Source organism: Magnetospirillum aberrantis SpK, assembly GCF_011022235.1.
Taxonomy (GTDB): Bacteria; Pseudomonadota; Alphaproteobacteria; order Rhodospirillales; family Magnetospirillaceae; genus Magnetospirillum; species Magnetospirillum aberrantis.
The window spans coordinates 1-23,540 of record NZ_JAAIYP010000038.1; the positions used below are offsets into that span (position 1 = coordinate 1).

The 23,540-nt window shown below is 66.3% G+C and carries 23 protein-coding genes; 5 read left to right on the forward strand and 18 right to left on the reverse strand.

Features of this window, described 5'->3' with window-relative positions; genetic code table 11:
- Together nosD and G4223_RS11060 are read left to right on the forward strand one after the other, a co-directional pair.
- The coding region (nosD, locus tag G4223_RS11055) for a nitrous oxide reductase family maturation protein NosD (protein WP_205762483.1) at window positions 1-1,319 on the forward strand (1,319 nt) is incomplete at its 5' end.
- On the forward strand, window positions 1,316-1,771 hold the full coding sequence (locus G4223_RS11060) for a protein NosL (RefSeq protein ID WP_163679277.1): 456 nt from the start codon (window positions 1,316-1,318) through the stop codon (window positions 1,769-1,771). The genes nosD and G4223_RS11060, both read left to right, overlap by 4 nt.
- Window positions 1,772-1,792: 21 nt before the next feature.
- On the opposite strand, the gene G4223_RS11065 is transcribed toward G4223_RS11060, so the two are convergent.
- From G4223_RS11065 to G4223_RS11115, 11 genes are all read right to left on the reverse strand, one after another.
- Window positions 1,793-2,497, reverse strand: a complete 705-nt coding sequence (locus G4223_RS11065; protein WP_163679279.1) for a Crp/Fnr family transcriptional regulator — start codon at window positions 2,495-2,497, stop codon at window positions 1,793-1,795.
- Window positions 2,498-2,578: 81 nt separating this feature from the next.
- Complete coding sequence (locus tag G4223_RS11070) at window positions 2,579-3,286, reverse strand: pentapeptide repeat-containing protein (protein WP_163679282.1); 708 nt, start codon at window positions 3,284-3,286, stop codon at window positions 2,579-2,581.
- A 93-nt stretch (window positions 3,287-3,379) separates the two neighbouring features.
- Window positions 3,380-3,865 carry a TlpA family protein disulfide reductase gene (locus G4223_RS11075; RefSeq protein ID WP_163679284.1) on the reverse strand — a complete coding sequence of 162 codons (486 nt, stop codon included), beginning with the start codon at window positions 3,863-3,865 and terminating at the stop codon, window positions 3,380-3,382.
- Window positions 3,862-5,907: a PP2C family protein-serine/threonine phosphatase gene (locus tag G4223_RS11080; RefSeq protein ID WP_163679287.1), complete on the reverse strand. Its 2,046-nt coding sequence runs from the start codon at window positions 5,905-5,907 to the stop codon at window positions 3,862-3,864. Before G4223_RS11080 ends, G4223_RS11075 begins: the two co-directional genes overlap by 4 nt.
- Window positions 5,904-6,689, reverse strand: a complete 786-nt coding sequence (locus G4223_RS11085; protein WP_163679290.1) for a hypothetical protein — start codon at window positions 6,687-6,689, stop codon at window positions 5,904-5,906. Before G4223_RS11085 ends, G4223_RS11080 begins: the two co-directional genes overlap by 4 nt.
- A complete protein-coding gene (locus G4223_RS11090; RefSeq protein ID WP_163679293.1) occupies window positions 6,679-7,392 on the reverse strand; it encodes a hypothetical protein in 714 nt (237 codons plus the stop codon). Before G4223_RS11090 ends, G4223_RS11085 begins: the two co-directional genes overlap by 11 nt.
- A 46-nt stretch (window positions 7,393-7,438) precedes the next feature.
- Complete coding sequence (locus tag G4223_RS11095; RefSeq protein WP_163679294.1) at window positions 7,439-8,446, reverse strand: ABC transporter substrate-binding protein; 1,008 nt, start codon at window positions 8,444-8,446, stop codon at window positions 7,439-7,441.
- Window positions 8,443-10,446: an MFS transporter gene (locus G4223_RS11100; protein ID WP_163679297.1), complete on the reverse strand. Its 2,004-nt coding sequence runs from the start codon at window positions 10,444-10,446 to the stop codon at window positions 8,443-8,445. The genes G4223_RS11095 and G4223_RS11100 overlap by 4 nt, the downstream gene beginning before the upstream one ends.
- Window positions 10,443-11,231 (reverse strand): hypothetical protein, encoded by a 789-nt coding sequence (locus G4223_RS11105; RefSeq protein ID WP_163679300.1) that lies wholly within the window; start codon window positions 11,229-11,231, stop codon window positions 10,443-10,445. The genes G4223_RS11100 and G4223_RS11105 overlap by 4 nt, the downstream gene beginning before the upstream one ends.
- Window position 11,232: 1 nt before the next feature.
- Window positions 11,233-11,898 (reverse strand): RraA family protein, encoded by a 666-nt coding sequence (locus tag G4223_RS11110; RefSeq protein WP_163679303.1) that lies wholly within the window; start codon window positions 11,896-11,898, stop codon window positions 11,233-11,235.
- 4 nt (window positions 11,899-11,902) lie between these two features.
- Window positions 11,903-12,877, reverse strand: coding sequence for an NAD(P)-dependent oxidoreductase (locus tag G4223_RS11115; RefSeq protein WP_163679306.1), 975 nt, complete (start codon window positions 12,875-12,877; stop codon window positions 11,903-11,905).
- A gap of 174 nt (window positions 12,878-13,051) precedes the next feature.
- On the opposite strand from G4223_RS11115, the gene G4223_RS11120 reads away from it, so the two are divergent.
- A complete protein-coding gene (locus tag G4223_RS11120; RefSeq protein ID WP_163679309.1) occupies window positions 13,052-15,427 on the forward strand; it encodes an ATP-binding SpoIIE family protein phosphatase in 2,376 nt (791 codons plus the stop codon).
- On the opposite strand, the gene G4223_RS11125 is transcribed toward G4223_RS11120, so the two are convergent.
- Together G4223_RS11125 and G4223_RS11130 are read right to left on the reverse strand one after the other, a co-directional pair.
- Complete coding sequence (locus G4223_RS11125) at window positions 15,428-15,766, reverse strand: STAS domain-containing protein (RefSeq protein ID WP_163679312.1); 339 nt, start codon at window positions 15,764-15,766, stop codon at window positions 15,428-15,430.
- 12 nt (window positions 15,767-15,778) lie between these two features.
- A complete protein-coding gene (locus tag G4223_RS11130; RefSeq protein WP_163679315.1) occupies window positions 15,779-16,198 on the reverse strand; it encodes a DUF6524 family protein in 420 nt (139 codons plus the stop codon).
- 97 nt (window positions 16,199-16,295) lie between these two features.
- Here G4223_RS11130 and G4223_RS11135 point away from each other — a divergent pair, with 97 nt between their 5' ends.
- Together G4223_RS11135 and G4223_RS11140 are read left to right on the forward strand one after the other, a co-directional pair.
- Window positions 16,296-17,378, forward strand: coding sequence for a substrate-binding domain-containing protein (locus G4223_RS11135; RefSeq protein WP_163679318.1), 1,083 nt, complete (start codon window positions 16,296-16,298; stop codon window positions 17,376-17,378).
- 12 nt (window positions 17,379-17,390) lie between these two features.
- Window positions 17,391-18,491: a hypothetical protein gene (locus tag G4223_RS11140; RefSeq protein WP_163679320.1), complete on the forward strand. Its 1,101-nt coding sequence runs from the start codon at window positions 17,391-17,393 to the stop codon at window positions 18,489-18,491.
- A 74-nt stretch (window positions 18,492-18,565) separates the two neighbouring features.
- Here the strand turns inward: G4223_RS11140 and G4223_RS11145 are convergent, their stop codons facing one another.
- The 5 genes from G4223_RS11145 to G4223_RS11165 all read right to left on the reverse strand — a co-directional run bounded on the left by G4223_RS11145 (window position 18,566) and on the right by G4223_RS11165 (window position 23,517).
- Complete coding sequence (locus tag G4223_RS11145) at window positions 18,566-18,979, reverse strand: hypothetical protein (RefSeq protein WP_163679322.1); 414 nt, start codon at window positions 18,977-18,979, stop codon at window positions 18,566-18,568.
- Between the two features lie 18 nt (window positions 18,980-18,997).
- Entirely contained in the window at window positions 18,998-20,338 is a 1,341-nt protein-coding gene (locus G4223_RS11150) for a COG4223 family protein (protein WP_163679325.1), read from the reverse strand.
- Between the two features lie 3 nt (window positions 20,339-20,341).
- Window positions 20,342-21,034 carry a ParA family protein gene (locus G4223_RS11155; protein ID WP_163679328.1) on the reverse strand — a complete coding sequence of 231 codons (693 nt, stop codon included), beginning with the start codon at window positions 21,032-21,034 and terminating at the stop codon, window positions 20,342-20,344.
- 3 nt (window positions 21,035-21,037) lie between these two features.
- Window positions 21,038-21,760 (reverse strand): hypothetical protein, encoded by a 723-nt coding sequence (locus tag G4223_RS11160; protein WP_163679331.1) that lies wholly within the window; start codon window positions 21,758-21,760, stop codon window positions 21,038-21,040.
- Window positions 21,761-21,894: 134 nt separating this feature from the next.
- Window positions 21,895-23,517 (reverse strand): Na/Pi symporter, encoded by a 1,623-nt coding sequence (locus G4223_RS11165; protein WP_163679334.1) that lies wholly within the window; start codon window positions 23,515-23,517, stop codon window positions 21,895-21,897.
- Between the last annotated feature and the right edge of the window lie 23 nt (window positions 23,518-23,540).

A 23,540-nucleotide genomic window follows, 5' to 3' on the forward strand; every position in this document is an offset into this window, starting at 1 on the left:
TTGCGCGGTCCGGCGCGGGACGGTGCGTGATGGCCCGCCGTCTTTGGGTCGTGCTGGTGGCGCTGGCGTTGTCCGGCGCCGCCCACGGCGTCACCGAGGCGGCGGACGACAAACCCGCCGGCTCCGCCTCGGCCTATCCGCCGATACAGCCGCTGATCGACGCCACGCCGGACGGCGGCACGCTGACGCTGGACCCCGGCACCTATGCCGGACCGGCGGTGATCGACCGTCCCATCACCCTGGACGGCCAGGACAAGGCGGTGATCGACAACGGCGGCGAAGGCAGCGTTGTCACCCTCAACGGCGACGGCAGCACCGTCAAGAACCTGACCTTGCGCAATTCCGGCCACATGCTGGACCGCATCGATTCCGGCGTCGACGTGCGCGGCCGCTCCAACGTGGTCAAGAACAACGTGATCGAGGACTGCCTGTTCGGCGTCAACCTGCAACAGGCATCGAACAACGTGGTGCGACAGAACGTCATTTCCTCGAAACATATCGACCAGGGCATGCGCGGCGACGCCATCCGGTTGTGGTACAGCACCGACAACCAGATCGTCGGCAACCACATCGAGGATTCACGCGATACCGTTTTTTGGTATTCGAAAGACAACATCATCCGCGACAACGTGGTGATTCGCGGCCGCTACGGCATGCATTTCATGTACTCTCACTATAACCTTCTCGAAGGAAACAGCTATTACGACAACACGGTCGGCGTTTTCCTGATGTACAGCGACAGCATCGTCATGCGCGGCAACCACATCGAACGCAGCCACGGCGCCTCGGGCATCGGCATCGGTTTCAAGGAAACCAGCGGTGTGACCATCGCCGACAACCAGGTGCTGGGCAACGCCACCGGGCTTTACATGGACGTCTCGCCCTATGACCGGGACATGACCAACACCATCGAGCGCAACCGCATCGCCTATAACGGCATCGGCATCTTGTTCCACAACGAATGGTCGGGGAACGTCTTCCGCGCCAACGACTTCATCAGCAACTTCACCGAAGTGGCGGTATACGGCGGCGGCGGCGCCACCAAACACCAGTGGGAGTCCAACCATTGGGACGCCTATGAAGGCTTCGACCGCGACCATGACGGCATCGGCGACACGCCGTTCCAGCACTTCCAGTACGCCGACCGGCTGTGGATGGATATCCCCGAGGCCCAGTTCTTCCGTGGCTCGGTGATCCTTGAGCTTTTGGATTTCATGGAACGGTTGCTGCCGTTCAGCGAACCCCGCCTGTTGCTGAGCGACGCCCGCCCGTCCCTGAACGCCAACATCGCCCCTCCATCGGCCAAGGAACAGCCATGATGCGCCGTCGTGATTTCCTTTCCTCCGCGTCCGCCCTGGTCATGCTGTCCATGACCGGCGGCTGCGGCAATCAGCGCCAGGGACCCGAAGCGGTCAAGCTGGACCGCGACGTCTGCGAGTTGTGCCGGATGATCATCAGCGACATCCGCTATGCCGCCGAAATTCGCGGCGGGCCACGCGGCAAGCTGGTGAAGTTCGACGACATAGGCTGCGCCGTGCAATGGATGCAGGGCGTGGCGTGGAAGGACGCGCCGGAAACCGAGTTCTGGGTCATGAACAGCCGGGACGGCAAGACCTGGCTCGACGCCCGCGTCGCGGCCTATGCGCCGGGCGCCACGACCCCCATGGATTTCGGCTTCGCCGCGCTGGCCACCCCCGAAACCGGTACAGTGCCCTATGCGGTGATGGCCGACGCGGTCATGGCCCGCGCCACGGTGACCCCGGCCGGCTGAGATGTCTTCATGGGTCGGTGTTCACGGGCCGTCGGAAGCGATGGCCCGCAGGCCGTTGACGTCGCATTCGTACATGTTGCGGCGCAATTGGCGGATGGTTCCGGTTCGTTTGAAATCGGCCACCATGCGCGAGGCGGTCTCGGTGCTGATGCCCAGCATGGCGCCCAAATCCTCGCGCCGGAACAGGCCGCAACGCTGATGGCGGCCGTCCTGGGTCAGATACAGGAACAGCCGCGCCAGACGGGTCCGGGCGCTGCCGGTGGACATGTTGGTCAGCCACTCATCGGCCAGCCGGATGGAATCGTGCCACCGCCGCATCAATTGCCGGTAAAGGCGCGGCGTCTCGACACACAGCCGATGCACTTCCTCGACTGGAATCCGGCAGGCCCGCACGTCCTGGAGAGCGATGGCGTGATGTTCGTAGGGCTGGTCCACCAGGGCCTCAAGCCCGATGGTGCTGCCCGCCCCCAACAGCCGCACGATTCGCTGGCCGCCGTCGGGCTGGTACTGCACCAGTTTCACCACCCCTTCCCGGATGGTGTAGATGGCGCCACCGCAATCGCCTTCCTCGAACAGGCTGTCGCCGACCTCCGCCACCACCTGCGACACCGGCAGGAACATGCGGGCGATGTCGTCAGGCGTCAGTTCGGCGAACAACACCGCCTTGCGGATGTCGCACCGCAAACATTCGGATCGCGTACGGTCGCTGGAGCACATGTGGTTCATCGCGGCCTCGGGCGCAGCTTGTTCCCTCACAGGAAAAGCCTACGCCCGGCCGGCGATGCTCCACGTTGACCGCAGTCAAGTCTATGGCGCAGGTCTGTTGCGCACGCCCTCCATCCGGGCCTCGCTCAGGTCGGCGTTGGTCAGGTCGGCCCCCTTCAGGTCGGCATCGCGCAAATCCGCCCGCGACAGCCCCGCCCCGCTCAGCACCGTGCCCGACAGGTTGGCGCCGGTGAACACCGCACCGTCGGCGCTGGCCCCGGTCAGATCGCTGCCGATGATTTCGCTTTCGGCGAAACGTCCGTCGATCATCACCGCCCGCAGCATGTAGGAATCGACGATCCGGCCATGGCTGAGATCGATGCCTTCCATGTTGACGTCCTTGAGGTAGGCCGCCGTCAAATCGGCCCCCACCGCCTTGGCGAAGTTCATCTTGGCCCCGAACATGTTGGCCCGGCGGAACGACACGCCGCTGACGTCGGCTTCGTCGAAGATGGTGTGGAACAACTGGGCGCCGGACATGTCGGCGTCACGGGCCGAAGCTTTTTGCAGATTGGCCCATTTCAGGTTGGCGCCCTGAAGGTTGGCGTGATCCAAGCGGGCGCCGCGCAAATCGGCGTTCTCGAACTTCGCCCCCGCCAGGTTGGCTCCGCTCATATCCTTGCCGACAAGGTTGCATCGCGAGAAATCCGCCGCCGGCGCGGGAGGCGCGGTGCAACGGTCGACGGCGTGGGCGGAAACCGCCGTCATGACAACCGTCACGCAGACGGCAAGGGAAAGGACGGCACGCATGCGCAAGACTCCTCGAAAGACCTGCCATAGCTTAACCATTGCCGCCGCCGGATAAATGACGCCGGGCAATTTCGAAGTTTTTTTGTTTGTCGTTCAGCGCAATTGCCCGAGCATCCGGCTCAACCCGGCCGAGGTCTCGGCCCCGACCAGCCGATGGCGCAGGCGACCGTCACGGTCGAACACCAGCATGTGGGGAAAGGAATGCACGTCGTTGACACGCGCCGCCACGCCCTGTGGATCCCGCAGCAGCGCAAAGCGTACACCGGCGGCGGCCAGGGCCCGCGACGCCACCTCGGGCTCCTCGCCGACATTGACGGCGAACACCGCCAGATCGCCGTTCCATTGTTCGGAAAGCGTCTGCAACTGGGCCAGTTCCTGGCGACAGGGCGGACACCAGCTGGCCCAGAACGCCACCACCGTCACCTTTCCCTTGCCGGCAACGGGCAGTTCCAGTGTCCCGCCGGGGGCTTCGACGACGAAGGGCGGCACCGCCTTGCCCTCTTCGGGATCGCCGTCGCAACCGGCCAGGACCGTCAAGGCCAGCACGGCGGCAATTGCCGCCATCCGCACCGTTCTCATGGCGTCGGTTTCCAGCGGGCGGCCAGACAGGTGATGTCGTCGAATTGCGGCGCCTCGTCCGCGAAATCAGCCACCGCGCGGTTGATCTCTTCGATCACCGTCGCCGGGTCCTGCCCGGCCAGGGCCGACAGCACCTGAACCAGCCGCGGATCGCCGAACAACTGGCCCTGGACGTCCTGGGCCTCGGTGACTCCGTCGGTGAACAGGAACAACAGGTCGCCGTCCCCGAGCTGGATGGCTCCGTCTTTTTGCGGCATGTCGGGGAACATGGCCAGGGCCGCTCCCTTGGTCCGCGGCAACACGCTGGTTCGACCATCGGCATGCAGCAGCAAAGGCGGGTTGTGGCCGGCGTTGCAATAGGACAGCTCGCCGCTGCGCAGATCGAGAATGCCGTAGAAGACGGTGACGAACAGGTCCTTTTCGTTGTTTTCCACCAACAGGTTGTTGAGGTTGGCGAGACACCGGGCCGGCGTCGCGCCGAACAGCGCGGTAGCCTTGAGCAAAGTGCGCGAGATGGCCATGAACAACGCCGCCGGAACGCCCTTGCCCGACACGTCGGCGATCACCACACCCAACCGGTCGTCGTCGATGAAGAAGAAGTCGTAGAAATCGCCACCCACTTCCTTGGCCGGATGCATGCGGGCATGCAGTTCGACCCTGGGATTGTCGCGGGGAAAGTCCACCGGCAGCATGGACAACTGGATTTGGCGGGCGATATCCAATTCCTGCTGCAATTGAAAATAGGCCGCTTTCATCTTCAGCGCCTCGGTCAGGTCATCAACCAGTTGCTGAAGGTGCTGTTGCTGCTGGCGCACCCGCAACGACATCTTGTGCAATGCCCGCGCCATCATGCCCAGGTCGCCCGGTTCCTCGTCGCCGCCGCCTTTCTCGATCTCGGCCAAATCGCGCAAGATCTCGTCACGCGCCAATTCGTCCAAGGTGCCGGCCAAGGTGTTCATTTCGTGATGGATGAAGCGCTCTTGCCGGCGACGCTGGTTCTTTTGGGCACGGTCCAACCGCGCCAACCGCGCCATGCGGTCGCGGAAAGAATCCACCGCCTGGGCCATCCGGCCGATCTCGTCGTTGCGCCCACCGGAATCCACCACGACCGAGGTGTCGCCCGCCGACAGCGCCCGCAAGGCGCCCACCGCCACCGCCAGGGGTGCGAACATGCGCTTGAGCCACACCCACAACCCGACCGCCACCGCCAACACGCCCAACGCCGCCAGCCCCAGCGACCAGGCTTGGGTCCGGGAACGGCGGGTGGCCAATTCGGTGACGTCGCGGGTCGAGACCAGCCGCGCCGTCAACCCATCGGGATAGGACAGCGGCAGCGACACCACCGCCAACACGCGCCCGTCCACCTCGACCCAATGCATGTCGGGATTGCCGTCGTCCAGCGCCTGCCACAAATCCGGGGCGGTGCCGGCCAGCAGGCGGCCGCGCCGGTTGACGATCATCACCTCGCCCCCCACCGCCTGGGCCAGTTGCTTCAAGGTGGGCGCCACACCGGCGCTGACCGTCAGCACCAGATCGGCCCCGACGGCGGCGGCATGCACCGCCACCACCGAGCGTGTCCAGTCGGTCTGAAGGACGTCGAGCGCGTCGCCTTCCAGGACATGGGCCACCGCTTCGGCCCCCAAGATGGGACGCCAGACGAACTCGCCGCCGGAATTGAACACCGTGCGACCGGTGCCGCTCAGCACCTCGACCCGGCCCGATCCGAAACGTTCGCGCAGCCGGTGCAGATAAGGGGCCAGCGCGCTCGACAACTGGGTGGCATCGCCCATGTTCATGGCGTCCACCGTGTCGAAATCGGCCAGGATGGCATGGGCTTCGCCGGCCAGGGCGCCCGCGGTCTGGTTCATGGCTTCGCGCCAGGCCAGACGCAGGTTGTCGCGCATCATCTCGCCGACCGCCGCGCGGGCGTCGTTCTCGCGCACCACCGCCGCGGCGACGGCGATGGCGATCAACGCCGCCATGGCCGCCAGGACCAGCGCCAGGAGCCGCGTGCGCAAAGAGCTGTCGCGCCCGCCGGTCATGGTTCCAGCCGCTCCAGGATGGCCCGCACCCGACGGCGTCCCTCGGCCTCGGGCTGGGCCAGGGCGATTTCCTCAAGCTCCAGCAGCGCCTCGGCGTGGTGAGCGTGCAATCCGGCCTGAAGCCGCCGCACAGCCTGGGTCAAAGCCGCCATCTCGCCGATGACGCGATGGCCGGAAAGTTGTGCGGTTCGCGGATCGGCCAGAATGGTCCGCAACCGCGCCAGCGGCCGCGTCACCCGCCGGCCATGGGCCGTCAGCACCAGCCACGCGGCCAACGCCCCCGCCGCCAGGGACACCACAGTCCCGATGGTCAACGCCCGCCATGGTATCCAATTGCCCTCGGCCAAGCCGACGTGCACGCTGCCGCGGACTTGGCCGTCCACACGGAACGGCACCGCCACGTCCAACATGCCGTGGCCACGCCGCGCCGTCTGGCGTTCGGGTGGCGGCGGCACCCGTTCCGGCCCGCCGCCCAGACCATAAAGCACCCGCCCGTCGCCATCGGCCACCACCACATAGGCGATTTCCGGGTTGGGTTCGGCCATGGCGCCCAGGAATTCGTCCATGCCGCGAATGGCGTCGAAGGGAACCCCCACATCGATGGTCAAGGCCACCTGATCGGCCACCGAACGGCCGACAGCGGCCAGCTTGGACACCAATTCAGGACGCAGCACCGATTGGTGGCGCTCCACCAGATAGCCGCCGATCACCCCGCACAACGCCACGAACAGCAAGGCGGCGGCCAGGGCGGCCCGGATGGCGGCACGGCGATCAGGCGTCATGGTCGATTCTCCGTGCTTCGGCCAATGCCTCGTCGATGGCCCTATGCCCGGCGCCGACACGCGCCACCGCATCGGCCGCCAAGAGGGCCAGCGGCGACTGTGGCTCGGCGCCACGTCTTTCGACCACCGCGCGGGCTTCGCGCAAGTCACGCCCCAAACGGCCGAAACACCACTCGAACACCACCGCCAGCATCAGCGCGAACAGCGCGACGCCCCCCCCCAGCACCGCCAGGGTGGAACGGTCGAAGGCCGGCACGCTGCCAGGATCGGAAGCGACGTAACGCACCGCCACATGTCCCACCGTCACCCCGAAGCCATTGACCAGCGGCACGCCCACCGCGCCGTCGCCGCTGCGCCATGGCCCGCCGCCCGAAGCGGCCGCCAGATCGAGCCACCGTTCCTCGACCAGATCCCCCAGGAAGGAACGGTCGGTGCCGAACAGCACCCGCCCCTGAGGATCGAACACCTCAATGGACAAGGTGGCGGGGGTGGCGCCCTGTTCGCGCTCCAGCATCTCCTGGACGCGCGGCAATTGCTCCAGGGCAAGCCCCAGGGTCATCCCCGCTTCAAGCGTCACCTTCAGATTTTGCGCGGTATTCAGAAACCGGGCCGCCCGCAGATCGGCCATGCGGTGGCGCAGATCGACGGCCCCCCACAGCGCCAGCGCGGCGGCGACCAGCGCCGCCAAAGCCACCACGCGCAACCACGGCCGCCCCAGAAGCAGCCATGGCGCCGAGAAGGGCCGGCGGTCAGTGCGCGTCGATGATTTCGGCATAACGCAGCATGGTGATGGGCGGATAGACCCGCAAGCGTCGGGACACCCGCATGTTGATCAGCAAGGAAAAGCGCGACAACGATTCCACCGGCACCTGTTCGGGATGTTTGCCGCCGCGCAGGATCTGTTCGATCTTGTAACCGGCGAACTGTCCCACCTCGTAGAACGAGGCCACCAGCCCGGCCATGGCGTCGCCCGAGCGGATCATCGGCTCGTTGGCGCTGAACGTCGGCAGACCCAGCGCCACCGCCTGTTCGGTCAAGGGCTTGGCCAAGGGGATGAAGAACGACGTGGACGGCAGATACAGCACGTCGGGCCGGGTCGCCGCCAGACGGGCCAGTGTCGGCCCGATCAGCTCGATCCGTGGTTTGCCGTCGTCCGCCAACGGCGTGTCCACCGCCAGTTCCACCCCCGCCCGCGCCGCGACCTCGCGCAATTGCTCGACCGCGCCGCGTCCATAGGTTTCAGCGGCGTTGTACATCACCGCCATCCGTTTGGCGGCGAACAGCGACAGCATGGCCTCGAACTGCACCGACACCGGAGCCAGATGCATGACGCCGGTGGCGTTGCGCCCCGGCTTGCGCAAGTCGTGCACCAATCGGGCGCTCAAGGGATCGCCGACGGCAGCGAACACCACCGGAATGTCGGTGACGTAAAGGGCCGGATCGCCGTCCACCGGCCCGGCGATTCCCAGCGCCGCCTCGGTGGCGAAGACATAGACCAGATCTGGACGCTCGCGCTTGATCTCGGCGACGATGGCGGCCAGCGCCTTGTGGTCCTGGCGGGCGTTGCGTTCGGTGTAGCGGACCTCGACCCCGGCGCGGGCTAGGTAATCCTTCATGCCGCGATCGACGTCGGTGGCGCCGCGCCATTGCACCGCGAAGACATGGAACGGCCGGCCCTGCGCACGCGCCGGCACCACCGCCCCGGCGACAAGACCGGAACCGAGGGCGAGAAGGCGGCGACGGGACAGCCCCATCATGGCTCTACTCCGCTTGGGGCGGGGGCGAAACGGTACAGGCCCAACAGCAACAGCGTCGCCAGCACCAACCACCCGCCGAACACGACGATGGCGTTACCATACCCGAACAAGGCGGCCAAGGCGCCCCCCAACACCGGGCCGATGAAGGCCGGGATGCGTTCGCCCACCCGGAACACCGCGTAAATGCGCGGCAAGCCCAACACATCGGCCTGACCGGCGGTGACGGTGGGCAACATGGCCATCTGCGACGGAATGCTGAGCGACTGCCCCAATCCCATGGCGAAGATAGCGATCCCCACGCCCAAGGTCCCCGGCAGGAAGAACATCGTCAGCCCGCCGGCGGCGGTCAACGCCGAACCGGCGGCGACCGAAGCGAAATGCCAGCCGCGCCGGTCCACCAGACGCGCCGCCAGCGGGGCGACCAATGCCATGGTCAGACCATAAAGGGCGACGATACGCCCGATCTCGGCCTTGGAATTGTCGAGCGAGAACAGGAAGACCGGCGCCAGATAGAACACCAGGGCCACGTTGAAGACGCGGTTGGGCAAGGCCGAAAACAGCAGCAGCCCGACGAAACGCGGATTGACCAGCAGCGGCCGGTAATCCGCCGCCGACACCGGCGCCGCCGCCTGGGCGCGTCGTGCACGGCGATCCTCACGCGAGGAACCGAAGCTCAGATGCGCGAACAGCGCCGCCAGCACGGCCACCACCGCCGAAACGAGGAACGTGGCGCGGAAACCGATTTCCTCGGCCACGACACCGCCCAGCGCGGCACCGGAAAAAGTCGCCAGAAAGAACACGCCGGTAAAAGTGGCGATGCCATAGGCCCGTCTTTCCTGGGGAACGTGAGTCAGAATGGCCGCCTGACAGACCATGAACACCAGCCCCAGCCCCAGCCCGGAAAGAGCGCGCCCCGCCAGCAACACGGCGAAGTTCGGGGCCAGGGCCGACACCAGCGCCCCCGCCACCGACACCGCCGCGCCGCCACCGAACACCGCGCGATGGCTGAAACGGTCCAGCAGCCCCGCTCCCGGAAGCTGGACCACCGCGCTGGTCAGCCAATAGATCATCACCGGCAGCGACAGGCCGACCTCGGACCCGATCCCCCACAACGGCGTGAACACCTCACGCGCGAACAGCGGCAGGAACGACAGCGACAACGTGTCGGCCAGGACGAAGGCGAACAACGCCACCCGGATGAAGCGCAGCATGACCGGCCATGGCAACGCCGCACCGCGCCGGCCGTGTTCCGGCTGCGGCCACCTCATGGCGTGGGCCAGGCCGTGCAAGCGGTCGACGAAACGCCCCAATTCATTGTCCACCCGCCAATGCAACGGCAGCGGCAACATCCGCCGCGACACGGCGCCGGCCCAGGCCTGTATCCCCAGCATGGGGGCGGTGACCCAAAAGTCGAAACACAGCAACAGCACTTCCACGGTCAGGATGGCGCTGACGATCTGAACCGTCACAAGGTCGAACAGCCGGTCTCCGACCAGACGGGCGACATAATGGCCGTCCACGCCGATGGCCAGCCGCCCGAGAACACCACCGTCGCGTCCCGCCACCGGCAGGGCCAACACACCGTGACCGTCCAGTTCGCTGACCACCGGTTCGTTGCCATGCCCGGTCAACGGCAAACTCCGCAACCGGGCCCGATCTCCCGGTATCGTGCCGTCGGAATCGGCCGTCATCCCGGCGCCGTTCCCAGGGGTGAAATGAATGAAGGCGATTTCCGGGTTGGCGACACGCACGTCGCGGAACAACAAGTCCAGCCCCCGCAACTCGGCCAGCGGAATGCCAAGATCGACGGCGCGGCGGATCTCGCGGCCCAACAGGTTGCCGACATTGACGTGCTTGGCCGCCAGTTCCGGCGGCAGGGCCACGTATTGATGGCGCGCCACCACCCCCAGCACCAAGGCCGAACAGGCCAGGATCACCGCCAGGGCGACCACCAGAACCCGCGTCCGAAACCGCCCCAGCGCAAGATCGAAATCGCTCATGGCGTCCCCTTGACCCGCGCGGCCAGTTCATCGCGCAAATCGGCCAACGGTTGGGCGACAACCAAACCGACGATGTCGTCCGCGGACGCGACAGGCCCCCGGGACATGGGAACAGAGGACAGTGGCGCCCCCCCTTGCGCGGCCACGGTCAAATGCTCCGCCGTGATCGCCCAGGTCCCCAGCCGCGACAGGTTGCGCCGCACCACCCACGGCAACAGCAGCAACAGCACCAAAGCCCCGGCCGCGCCGCCTCCCAGGGCGACCACGGCGACGAAACGGTCGAATCGCCACAACGGCTCGGCCACCACCTTGCGATCCTGAAGAAAGGCCAAAAGGCCGATGGTGGTGCCAAAGGTGCCGTTGACCGGCACCAACACGCCGAACCCTTCCGGCCCGTCCACTTGCCAATGCCGGGCCGAAGCGTCGCGACGCAGGGCCGCCGCCCAATTCACCGGCAGCGGCCGGCCGGCCTGGACACCGCCCAGCGCCAGGGTGGCGAAACCACCGGGGGTGGGATGGAACACCAGGATTTCGGTAATCAGAGGGTCGAAATGCCGGGCCTCGGCCAGAACCTGTTCGCCACCGTCGAATTGGGCCAATGGCAACCCCAGACCGGCAGCGCGGGCAAACACGTCGCGCACGTCGAACGCCACGCTCAACAGCCGTTCGTCATGGGTGTTCACCAGAAAGCGGTGGAAGAACAGGCTGTTGAACACAGCCCCGCCAGCCAGTCCGCCCACCAGCACGCCCACGGCAATCAACACGATGGCAAGCCACAGCCGCACGTCAGCACTCCGCGATTTCGGGGGGCGCGACGCCGAAAATCTCCACCAGCGTCCGCCCGTCTTCCAGCGCCTTGACCCAGCGTTCCTCTTTTTCCAGATGGCGGTGCGCCAATTCCAGCACAACCTCGATCTTTTCCAGGGGCACCACGGCGACGCCGTCCTCGTCGCCCAGGATCAGGTCGCCGGGCCGAACCGCCACGCCGCCCACCGCCGCCGGCAGATCGATATACCCGCCGAATTCCTTGTGCGGGCCACGCGGTGCGCGGCCGGCGGCGAACACCGGAAAGTCGAGATCAAGAATGGCCGCCGTGTCACGCACCGCGCCATCCACCACGATGCCGCCCAGACCGCGCAAAAGCGACTGGCGCGTCACCATTTCCCCCAGCATGGACACCTCGACCAGACCACAGGCGGCGACCACCACCACCTCGCCCGGTTGGGCCGTGCTGCACAGCCAATGCACACAGGCATTGTCACCCGGCGTCGCCGCCACCGTGCGGGCCTGTCCACAGATGCGCCAACCGGGTTTCAACGCCTGGATACGACCGCTCATGGCCATGTTGCGGTTCTGGCAATCGGACGCCACCGCCGCCGGAACACGGCGCCATGGCGCCAGTTCGGCCTCGGTCAGGCGACGAAAAGGGGCTTCACAGAAACGGATGCCCATGAACCTACTCCTTTGTTTGACGCCGATCCCATGTGGCGGGATTGGCGAGATGGGCCGGCCGCCGGCCGGCCAACACGTCGATGACCTGTTCGGCCACGGCACGCGCCATGCGTTCCAGCGCCGCCCCGGTGGAGCCGGCGGCATGCGGCGACAGCACCACGTTGTCCAGCACCAGAAGCGGGTTTCCGGGAAGCGGCGGTTCGGGGGCGAACACGTCGAGCCCCGCCCCGCCCAGCCGTCCCGAGGACAACGCCTCGGCCAACGCCGTTTCGTCCACCAACGACCCGCGTGCGGTGTTGACCAGGATGGCCCCCGGCTTCATGGCGGCAAAGGCGGCGGCTCCGAACATTCTGGCATTGTCCGGCCGCGCCGGCACATGCAGCGACACCACGTCCGCGCACGCCAGCAACTCCGCCAGCGAAAGTCGCGTCACCCCCCATTCGGCGAACACCGCGTCCGGCACCGACGGCGAATGGGCAACCACCCGCATCCCCAGCCCCAGCCCGGCCATGCGGGCCAATCTGCGACCGCTGTCGCCAAGCCCGACGATCCCCAGGGTCAGCCCCTGCAATTCGCGGAAATCGCTGCGGAACTTGAAGGCGAAATCGTCGGCGCGCATCGCCTTGTCCGCCGCCACCAGCCGCTTGGCCACCGCCAGCATCAGCATCAACGCATGTTCGGCCACCGACTGGGCGTTGGCGCCGGGAGTGGCGACCACGACAATCCCGCGGGCGTCGGCCGCCGCCATGTCGATGGCATCGATGCCGGCACCATGCTTGGCGACCACCGCCAGTTCCGGCAGGCGATCCATAAGGGAAGCGTCCACCGGCGCGTTGCGCGACACCAGCGCCCGCACCCGTGCGGGGGCGGCTGGCGCTTGCGCGCCCTGATGAACGTCGATTCCCGCTTCGGCCAAAAGAACACCGGCCACGGGATGTACGGGCTGCATTATCCAACAGACCGGCGTTTCAGACGCCATGGCCCCTCTCCCCCCGCTTCCGCACAGAATGTGCCTTGATACGGCCTTATGCGCCATGAACTTTTTTCACCGCCACTCAGCGGAGGCGGTGGACGACCACCACCCTTGCCGCGACGAAAGGCTCGGTCGATAATCGCCCTGGTTGGCCCAGGCCTTACCAGGGGAGAAAAGCCCATGAAGTTCCAGGCCCGATTGGTCCTGCTGGTGACGGCACTGTTGTCGGCGACCATCGCCGTCGATACCGGAGTGCATGCCTGGAAGACTTATGACGCCTTGCTTCAGGGGGCCCAGCGTTCGGCCGAACGGGTGGCCCGCCTGATGGCGCGCAGCGCCGCCTTCGGGGCCCATGTGGGGCGCGACCTGGAAACGGTCACCGGCGACATGATGGTGGCCCAGGCACGGCTGACCGCCCTTTACGTCGCGGCGGCGGAGCGGGCCGGCCAGCCGCCCGAAACCATCAGCCGCACCCTGGCGCGGATCGCCGAGACCTCGTTGATCGACGAATTCTGGATCACCGACGAAAAGGGCCACGCCTACATCCATTCGGTCGAGGGGGTGGATTTCACCTTCGATCCCGACCCCGAACGCCAACCCCAGGCCCATCTGTTCTGGCCATTGCTGACCGGGGCCTCCGATCAGGTGGTGCAAGAAGCACGGCGGCGCGAACTGGACGACAAGGTGTTCAAATACGTGGCCGTCACCGGCGTCGACCACCGCCGCATCGTCGAATTGGGAATCCACGTCGATTTCCTGGACCAGTTGTCGGCTCGCATGGGATTGAACGGCCTGATCGGGGCCCTGGTCGGCGAAGGCGACATCAACGCCATCTGGGTGCTGAACCGCGGTCTCGACACCTTGGCGCATGCGTCGCTTTACGGCACGCCGGCCAACCCCGAACCCAATTCTCTGGAAACCCAGACCCTGAGCCAGGTCATGACCCAGGGCGAAAGCGCCTATGTGATGGAGGGCGACCAACTGACGGTGATCGCCCCGGTGCGCGACGGCGAGACGGTCATCGGCGCGGCCTTGGTGCGCATGTCCACCGATTACATGGACCGCGCCTTGCGCAGCCAGATGTGGACGGCCGCCGTGACCGGGCTGGCGATCATCTTGTTGGGCGCGGTGGTGGCCGTGGTTCTGGCCCGCCGTCAGAGCCGGCCGATCGAGGCCATGACCAAGGCCGCACGCGCCATCGAAAAAGGCCGCTTCGACCCCGCCACGCTGGAAGCCATGAGCGCACGCCGCGACGAGTTCGGCACCCTGGCCAAGGTGTTCGTGGCCATGGCCCGCGAAGTGGCCGCGCGCGAGGAACGGCTGGACGGCCTGGTCCGTGCCCGCACCGCCGAGATCGAGCACAAGCACACCTTGCTGATGAAGGCGCACCGCCGCATCGACGAGGAATTGGAAATCGCCCGGTCGTTCCAGATCGCCATGCTGCCGCGCGGTTTTATCCAAGACACCAATCACGAAGTCTTCGGCTTCATGGTGCCGGCGCGCGAGGTCGGGGGCGATTTCTACGACCATTTCCCACTCGACGAGCATCGGCTGTGCCTGGTGGTCGGCGACGTGTCGGGCAAGGGCGTTCCGGCGGCATTGTTCATGGTCCAGGCGCGAAGCGCCATCCGGGCAGCGGTCGCCGCCGGTCAAGGTCCGGCCGAAGCGCTGGCCTCGGTCAACGACGCGCTGATCGGCAACAACCCGCTGGAATTGTTCGTCACCGTGTTCTTGGCCGTCTACGACAGCGCCAGCGGCGTCCTGACCTTCGCCAACGCCGGGCACCCGCCGCCCCTGGTGGTGGACCCGGACGGCATGGTGTCGCCATTGCCACGCCCTGGCGGCATGGTGGTCGCCGCCCTGCCTGGTCTTCGCTTCGGCGAGGCCTGCCAAACGCTACAGCCCGGTCAGTCGTTGGTGATCTATTCCGACGGCATCACCGAAGGCATGGACGAAAGCGGCGCCCTGTTCGGCGACGCCCGCCTGAGCGTCGTCCTGAAACAAGGCCTCGGCCTGTCGGCTCAGGCGATGGCGCATCACGCCGCCAAAGCCGTCGCCGATTTCGCCGGATCGAGTGAACAGGCCGACGACATCACCTGTCTGGTGCTGCGCTGTCTGCGGACCATTCCGACCGTCCGGCAAGGGCGGCTCGAGCTTGTTTTCGCCGACAGCATCGAAGACATCCCCCGCGTCATCGCCGCCGCCGAAACGTTTTGCACCAGTCACGGCGTGACACCGCGGGTGTTCGGCACCGTGCAACTGGCCTTGGACGAATGGCTGGCCAACGTGATCAACCACGCCTGGAGCGAAGCCGGACCGCACCGGGGCGAGGTGACGCTTGTCCTGGACGACAGCCGGCTGGTGCTGGCGATCAAGGACGACGGTCCCGCCTTCAACCCGCTGGAGCGCGCCGCCCCCGACCTGGACAGCCCGCTCGAGGAGCGCGCAATCGGCGGTCTGGGCATCCACCTGATCCGAAGCATGATGGACGAGGTGCGCTATGCCCGCGACCAGGGGCACAACGTGCTGACCCTGGTGAAACGGCTGGAGGAGTGATCAGCCCCCCAGCGCGGCCATCGCCGCCGCACGGTCGGGATAGGTGTCCAGAATGGCGGTGAAGCCGGCGATGTCCAAAACCTCGAGGATGGCGGGGCACACCGCGGCCAAGGCGAACTTGCCGCCCGACGACTTCAACCGCTTGGCCGCCATCAGCATGACCCGCAGCCCGGCCGAGGACACGTATTCCAGTTGCGCCATGTCCATGATGACGATGCCGGCCCCGCCTTCAAGAGCCCCCAGCACCAGTTTCTCCGCCTCGGGGGCGCTGGCGCTGTCCAGCTTGCCCGCCATCACCACGATATGGGCGCTTCCCTCGGTTTCAAGCGCGGTGCTCATCACATCTCTCCTTCACGGGCGAATTCGTTTCTTCTTGCCGGCATAAATCAGAAAACGCTTGTTGATCTGGCCGCTCAGCCGGGTCACCAGCGTCGACCACGACAGACCAATCCCCAGGAACCCGGCGAAACACACCAGCGCGACCAGTTGGAACACCATGCCGGCCGCGCTGTCGGGTGCCGCCAGCAGATAAAGCTGACGCCCCACCAGGGCCGCCAGCACAAGGCCGCTGAGCGTGCCGACAATCCCCAGTTCCGCCACCACCACCCACACCAGGAAGGCGTAGATGATGACGAGCATGATGCCCACCGCCGCGTTGGTGGTCGTCACCCCCTCGGCCACCCAATCCCAATAGGAATATCCCGACGGATTGTAGGTTGCCAGGACGAAAGCGACACACGCCAGGGTGCGGATGAAGACATGGTAGAACATGGTGCCGCGCCCCAGGTCACAAACACATAATTGAAGACAGAAGCGAGGATCAGTATATCATCGGTTTCGGTTCGTATTGCCAATAAAGGGGGCTCGGGTGAAACATTGTCAATGGATAGGCCGAGCCGCACTGGCGGCGGCGCTGTTGTTTTCCGCGCCCCTCGGGATATCGGCGGCCCGTGCCGCCGATGGCGAGGAACGCGCGCCGTGGATCGTCGGCTCGACGCTGATGAACCCGTTGACCATCGAGGTGTTCAAGCACCTCAAGCAACGCGCGCCCCAACTCCCCGACCCACGCATCGACTCGCGCGGAACGTCCAAGGGCATCACCGATTTCTGCGCCGGGACCGGCGCCGACACCCCCGACGTGGTCGCCATGAGCCGGCGCATGCGCGGCGGCGAGTTCGAGACCTGCACCAAGCACGGCGTCGCCGACATCATCGAGATTCAGTTGGGCATCGAGGCACTGGTGCTAACCGTGTCGGCCCGCGACGAGGATTTCGCGCTGACCTTCGACACGCTGTACCGGGCCATCGCCGCTGAACTGCCCGAATCCGAGGAGTTCCTGCCCAACGCGGCCGAAACCTGGAACGACGTCGACAAGTCGCTGCCCAAGACCCGCATCAACGTCATCCTGCCGTCTTCGGCGCTGGGCGCACGCGGCTTCTTCGATAACCGTTTCCTGCAAGGCGCCTGTCGCGAGATGCACGCCTTCAAGAACATCTTCGAGGCCGACGAACGTGTCCGCCAATGCACCAACCTGCGCAAGGACGGCCACGTCACCGAATTGGGCGTTCCCTACGACACGCTGGCGGTGAAGGCACTGGAAAACGCGCCGCGCGGCACAGTGGCGATCATGCCGTTGCGCTTCGCCCTCGACGCCGGCGACAAGCTCAAGATGCTGCGTTTCGAGACCACGATCCCCAACCGTGAGAACGTCTCGACCCGCGAGTATATCGGCACCCGTCCCATCTATTATTACGTCAAGCGCGCCCATGTTAAGGACTACAACGGCGTCGGGCTGGTGCCCGGCCTGCGCGAGTTCATCACCGAGGTGACACGGGAAAGCACCTTTGGCGACGACGGTTATCTGGTGCCGTTCGGTCTGGTGTCCATGCCGGAACGCAAGCGCGCCGAAGTCCGTGACGCCGCCTTGCGTCTGAAACCGATGGTCCGCTAAGGAGAGCGCGCGATGGCTTCGATCAAGACCGCCCTGGCCGCCTCGGTGCTGGCTTCGCTGTTGTGGTGCGCGCCCGCCCTGGCCGCCCAGAGCTCAGCCCCCGCCACGGCCATGGCCCCCACCGCCGCCGGCGACGAGCCGTTGGACCTGATCATGGACCGGCCGTCCACGGTCTCCACCTTTCTCGGCACCGTCGGTTCCGCCCTGGGATGGGCATGGGACAAGACCACGGACGCCATCTCGGTGATCCTGCCGCCGTCGCCCATCTCGTTGGCGAAGTCGGTGGATTCCGACGACCAGGCCGAACTGGTCACGCTGTTGTCCTATGCCGGCTACAAGCTTAAGGAAATCGACAGCCAGGTTGGCGTCATTCCCACCATCGCCTTCAAGTTCGCCCTGACCCGCGAATTGTCCGAGGCCGATTGGGACTACCTGGACTACCGCCTTGAAGTGTCGCGCTTCCGCACGCCCGGCCTGGGAGCCGCGCTGCAACGGGCCATCGTCGGCACGGTCATGAGCATCAACACCGGCGGCGCCTATCAGGTGTCCGAACTGAAAATCCAAGCGTTGCCCCTGCCCAAGGTGGCGTTCAGCGTGACGCCCAAGCAGACGGCGCTGGGCGAGGAAAGCAGCGCCCTGCTGCGCGCCATCCAAAAGACCGAACGCCGCCTGCGCGGCGATTTAGCCTCGATCGCCGGCAAAATTCTGCCCGGTGCCAAGCTGTACAGGCTGTACAAGGCGCGCGACGGCATCATCGTCTCCGCCATCGCCTTGTTCGTGGTGGCGATCTTGGTGGAATTGCGCCGCAATCTGCGTTCGCCCGCACGCGGCCGCGCCGGCCGGGCAATCCCGTTGGGACTTTTGGGACTGGGGACCCTGGCCTGGGTGGTGGCGGCGTTGGCGCCGCTGTCGCTGTTGACCCTGAGCGGCGGCATCGCCGTGTTCGGCGTCACCGCCTTGCTGGTCGCCGCCAAGGGACCGCAGGCACCGGCCAACACGGCGGCGGACACCACCCCGGACGCCCCCGAGGCGCCCCCCGAACCCACGACGGCACCGGCCGTGGCCGTGCATGTCACCGTGGAAACCGACGCCAAGGCAGCGGTTCCCGCCTGAGCCTGCTCACTCACGAAAAAGGCGGCGATGCCAAAGCATCGCCGCCTTTTTTCATGGCCTTGCCCGGCCGCGCTTCAGCGCGGCTCGACCTTTTGCGACAGGCTGCGCGAAATGGTCCGGCCATCGCTGGGCGGCGACTTGCGATAGAAATAATCGGCAACCAACGCGCCGGCCACGCCGGAACCGACGGCCAGCACACGGCTGGCGGCCACCGGACCCGAGGTGAAGCTGGCGCCGGCGCCGGCTTCGTACATGAACGGCAACGCGGCGGTGCCGCCCATGCTCAGGTTGAGGGCAACCACACCGGCCAAGGCACCAAGACCGGCGACCAGCAAACGGTTGCCGCCATCGTCGGCGGCGGGAGTCGGCGCCTCGGTGGTGGTGGCGGCGATCAACTGGGCGGAAAACGACTTTGGCTGTTCGGCGGCATAGGCCGGAACCGCACAAACAAGGGCGGCGGTCAACGCCAGGGTGGCGGTCTTACGCATGATCCGAAATCCCCTTTCTCAATGGGTCTTGCTGAGTTCTTCCAGTCCCAGGGACAGCAAGGTGTCCATGGAGCGATCAATGGCGATGCGGCTTTTGGCTTCGACCACCCAACGGGTGGCCAGGGTCGCCGGGGCGCCGTCCAGCTTGGACAGATGGTCCACGGCACCGCGCACGTCCTCTTCGGCCAGCTTCTCGATGGTGGCGTCGACCACCAGATCGATGGGATTGGCCACCGCCGCCTGCGGCTGCGGCGGGGCGATCCACGACGACACCCACCCGCGCATGCGGTCGAAGAACCCTTCCTGCGCCCCTTCGGACAGGGACCGCAGCTTGGGGGCCAGGATCACGCTGAAGCTGTCGCGCAATTCGGCGACGGTGGCCACCCCCCGTTCGGCGTGGGCGGCCAGAACCTCCAACTCGCCGTTGACCGGGGTTTCGGGCCACAGCTTGCTGACCGCGTCCAATTCCCGCAGGAACGGCCGATGGGTCTGAACCACGTTGTTGAGTTGAAGGATCGCCACCGACAGACGCAACGCCGCCTGACTGCCGTCGGCGGCGGAGGCGGCAGTTTCGATGCCGGCCAGACGTTGGCCGAGGCCGTCGATCAATGCCTCGGCCGCCCCCTGACGGGTGCCGATCTCGTCGAAACGCGGAGCCAGGGCGGCCACCTGCTCGGCCACCCCCTTGGTCTGGGTGACGGCGTCGGCCAGGGCGGCGTCGGTCTCGGCCACCTTGGCCTCGACCTCGTCCACGCGCTGCGAGAAGCTTTTGCCGTTGGACCCCAGGGTGTCCAAGGTGTCGATCCGTTTGGTGGCGATGGCCAGCGCCGGCTCCAACGCGCCGACACGGGCGGCCAAGTCGCCCACATGGGTTTCCAGCACCCCAAGACGTCCGGCATCGGCACTGCCATCAGCAAGTGCCGCCGGTTCCGCCGGGGCGGCGGCGCCTTCGGCGGCGACCGGCGCGGCCGTGGTGCCGACCTCAAGCCGGCTGACCCGTTCGGCGGCGGCGGCAAGGCTGGCCTCGATGGCTTCGATGCGGGTGGTCTGGGCGGCAAGGCGTTCGTTGGTGGCGTTCAACGCCAGTTGCGCCTCGCGCAGGGCCCGGCCGTTCTGGGTCAAAGCCTTGACCACCGGATGGTCGGGATAGACCAGTTCGACCAGAGGCGCCCCCACCGGAACCACCAGCGCCCCCAAACCGGTCAGCAACGCGAAAGCGGCAACGGCGGTGGTGCCGCGACCGGCACCGCGCATGACCACGATGGGTTTGTCCTGAGCCTGCGGACGGGACGGATTGTCGTCGGGGCGGGCCTGCAACACCGGGCGATCCTCGGCGCTGTTATCCTGTTGCACGCTCATGCTCTAGTTCCCCTTTCCCTGCGACCACAACAGCGCATCCAATTCTTTCCCCACCAAATCGATGTCGCCGCTGGCCGCGCCTTTCGGCTGCAACACAGATGGCGCCGTTCCAAAAAAGCTGGCTTCCTGAAACGCGACACGATCATTCAACTGGGCGTCGAGAACGACCAACCCCAATTTCTGCAATTCCTGGCGCGCATGCTGGGCGACCGCACAGCGTTTGACCCGACACAGCAGGACGCGGGACTCGATCGCCCGCCGCGTCAGCGCCGAGGCGTTGCGCACCAGTTTTTGGGTACGCGCCGCCTCGAACAGGTTGGCCTCGTCGGTCATCGCCGGAATCAGCACCATGTCGGCGGCGCCAACCGCGAACAGCATGGACTGGCTGGTAAAACCGGCGCAATCCACCACCACCACGTCACAACGCGCCGCGTAATCCTCGATGGCCGGCAACAACGCGTCGGCGTCGTATTCGGCGGTCAACGGAATCTCGCGCAAGACATCGCCACGGGCATGCCAGCGCGCCAGTGTCTGGTTGGGGTCGGCGTCGATCAGGCAAACCTTGAGCCCGCGCCGCGCCCAATAAACAGCAAGGCAAGCCACCGAGGTCGTCTTGCCCGCGCCCCCCTTGCCGGTGGCGGCGACAACCACGCGCGCGCGCGGTGCGAGAACGGAAGAGGACGCGGCCACCGCCATGGATCAACCACCCTGGCCGGTGCTGACCGGCTGTAGCCAGCGGCGGTTCATGGACGCGCCGTCACGCACGGCGGCGTCATGCCACGACCGCGTGGTGATCCGCTGGGTAACGGAATAATCCGCCGCGGGCGGCGTGTAGGTGTAGGAATACCAGGCTTGGCCGGCGAGTCCCCCCACGAATGCCGCGGCAGCAGCAGGAATGCCGATCCCGTCCAACACCACCAGACCGCCCAGGACGCCGACGCCGATGGCCGCCAACTGTCCCGCCGGCATGGAAAACGTCACGTCGTTCGAGGTCCAGGACGGCGCCGGCTCCATGGCCAAGGGCGGCTGAACCGTCATTGGCGGCTGTTGTTGCGGTGCGGGTGCCGGTTGCGTCGGTGCCGGGGGGGCGTCGGTCGCGGCCGGGGCCGGAGCGGCCGAAGCTGTTTCTCGTGCCGCGGGGGGCACGATCTCCGCGGTCGGAGCCGCCGCCGCTTCCTGCGACGGAACCGAGGACGGCCCCGGTGTCGAAACAGCGGGGGGTTCCTGGGCCATAACGGCCGGCGGCGTCGGCAGCGGCGCACGGGTCACCGCTTCGCGCGGCGCACGCTCGGGCGCCGGCGGCTCGACAGCCACCGCCTGGACGGGAATCAGGCGCCCACTCATGGCGCGACGCAGATCACTAGCTTCAGCGGTGACGGCGGCCAAAGAAGAAACCGCCGCGACCACGACAAACGTGCGCATTTTGCCCCCTTGCCGGTATCCCGGCGCCCCAATACCGGGAACCTTTGCGGGAAAAGCTTAGCATGCCACCGGGATGGTGCAAACGCCCAAGTCCATTTCCCACACAGGATTTACAACCGGATAATTCCGTTCGCTCATTTTCCGGCCGCCTCGGACGACCGTTCCCCATCGGCATCCAGCAACGACAGCAATTGCCGCATTTCCCACACGATCCGCTTGAACAGCATGGTGGCGTTGAACAGCATTTCCTGGGCCTCGACGGTATCGTTGCCGCCACCGGCCAACGATTTGCGCACGCGGTCCATCAGTTCCGGCCGGTCGCCGGTCAGACGCTTCAACATATCCAGAGTGTCGAAATCGCATTCCGGCCCCATGGCGGCAGCGGCAAGAGACACCAGGGCGTGGGTGGCCTCGACCAGATGGCCGATCATGCGATGCTCGACCTTGCGCTCCCGCGCCGCCTCGAGAAGCTTGGCGAAATCCAGCAGGTCGTCCTGAAGCTGGCCGATCAGCGTCCCGCGATTTTGCAGGTTGCCAAGCTCGTTCACCGTCCGCGCAGTTTCCGCCCGCTCCAGACTGCGCTTGAGACAATCGTCGATCTCGCGCATCACCAAGGCGTTGGCGGAATGCAGGCTGGCGGCCGGAAGCGGGTCCTGGACCTCGCTGTCCTCGCGATAGGGTTCGAGATAGCCGGGCAGATACGACATCTGTCGGTGCTGTTCGCGCACCACCAAGGTCGCGGCGGTTTCCGGCGCCCGCCATGCGCCGTCGAAGATGAACTTGGGCCGGGCCAGTTTCTCCTGGACGGTGATGGGCGACAGACGATCCAGCCACAGGATCACCCAACCCTGTATCGGCGCCAGAACGACGATGGCGGCGACCTGAAGCACCAGATAGACGATAGCCACCTGGACATGCGGCGGCACGTCGAACCACGCCAGAAGCTGTTCCGGCGAGACGCCTTCCACCACCCACAGCACGATCAACGGCAAGGTTGCCGCCACCCCGGCGACCTTGAGCAACGCCTGATAGATGGAGAGTTGCCGCCCCCGGCCGCGAATGTTCGAGGACATGAACAAGACGTTGACGCACGACCCGAAATTGGCCCCCATCACCACCAGCACCGCGTGGTCCACCCCCAACAGACCGGCGCTGATCAGGGCGACGGTGATGGTCGATACCGTCTTGGCGGTCTGTACCAACGGAGTCAGCAACGCGCCCAGGACGAAAGCCAGCCACGGCGAATGCTCGGCCAACAGCAGGATGTCCCGCAGGGTTTCCGATCCGCGCAAACTGGTCGAACCGTCGCGCACCCATTCCAGACCGACGAACAGCAACGCCAACCCCAGCAACGCGCCGACCATGTGACGCCAGCGCGGCGTTCCCTCAACGCCTCGGTAATAGGCGAAACCGGTCAGCACCACCATGACCAGGATGGCGTCGTGGATGGAGATGGTGGCCAGGAACACCAGGACCGAGGTGCCGACATTGGCCCAGGCGATCACCGGCAGCGCCGAACGCACCGCCAACGTACCCGAGTTGACCAGACCGATGACGATGAAGGTGATGGCGTTGGTGCTTTGGGTCAGCATGCCGACCAGGGACCCCAGGACAGCGGCCAGGAAACCATTGGCGGTCGCCCGCTGCACCACCTTGCGCAGACGTGGACCGGCGATGTGGGTCAGGTTGGAGCCAAGATGCTTGACGCCGATGAAGAAAAAACCCAATCCGGCCAGAATTAACAGCGCCGTTTCCACCGCACCCCCCCAAAAGCCGTGGT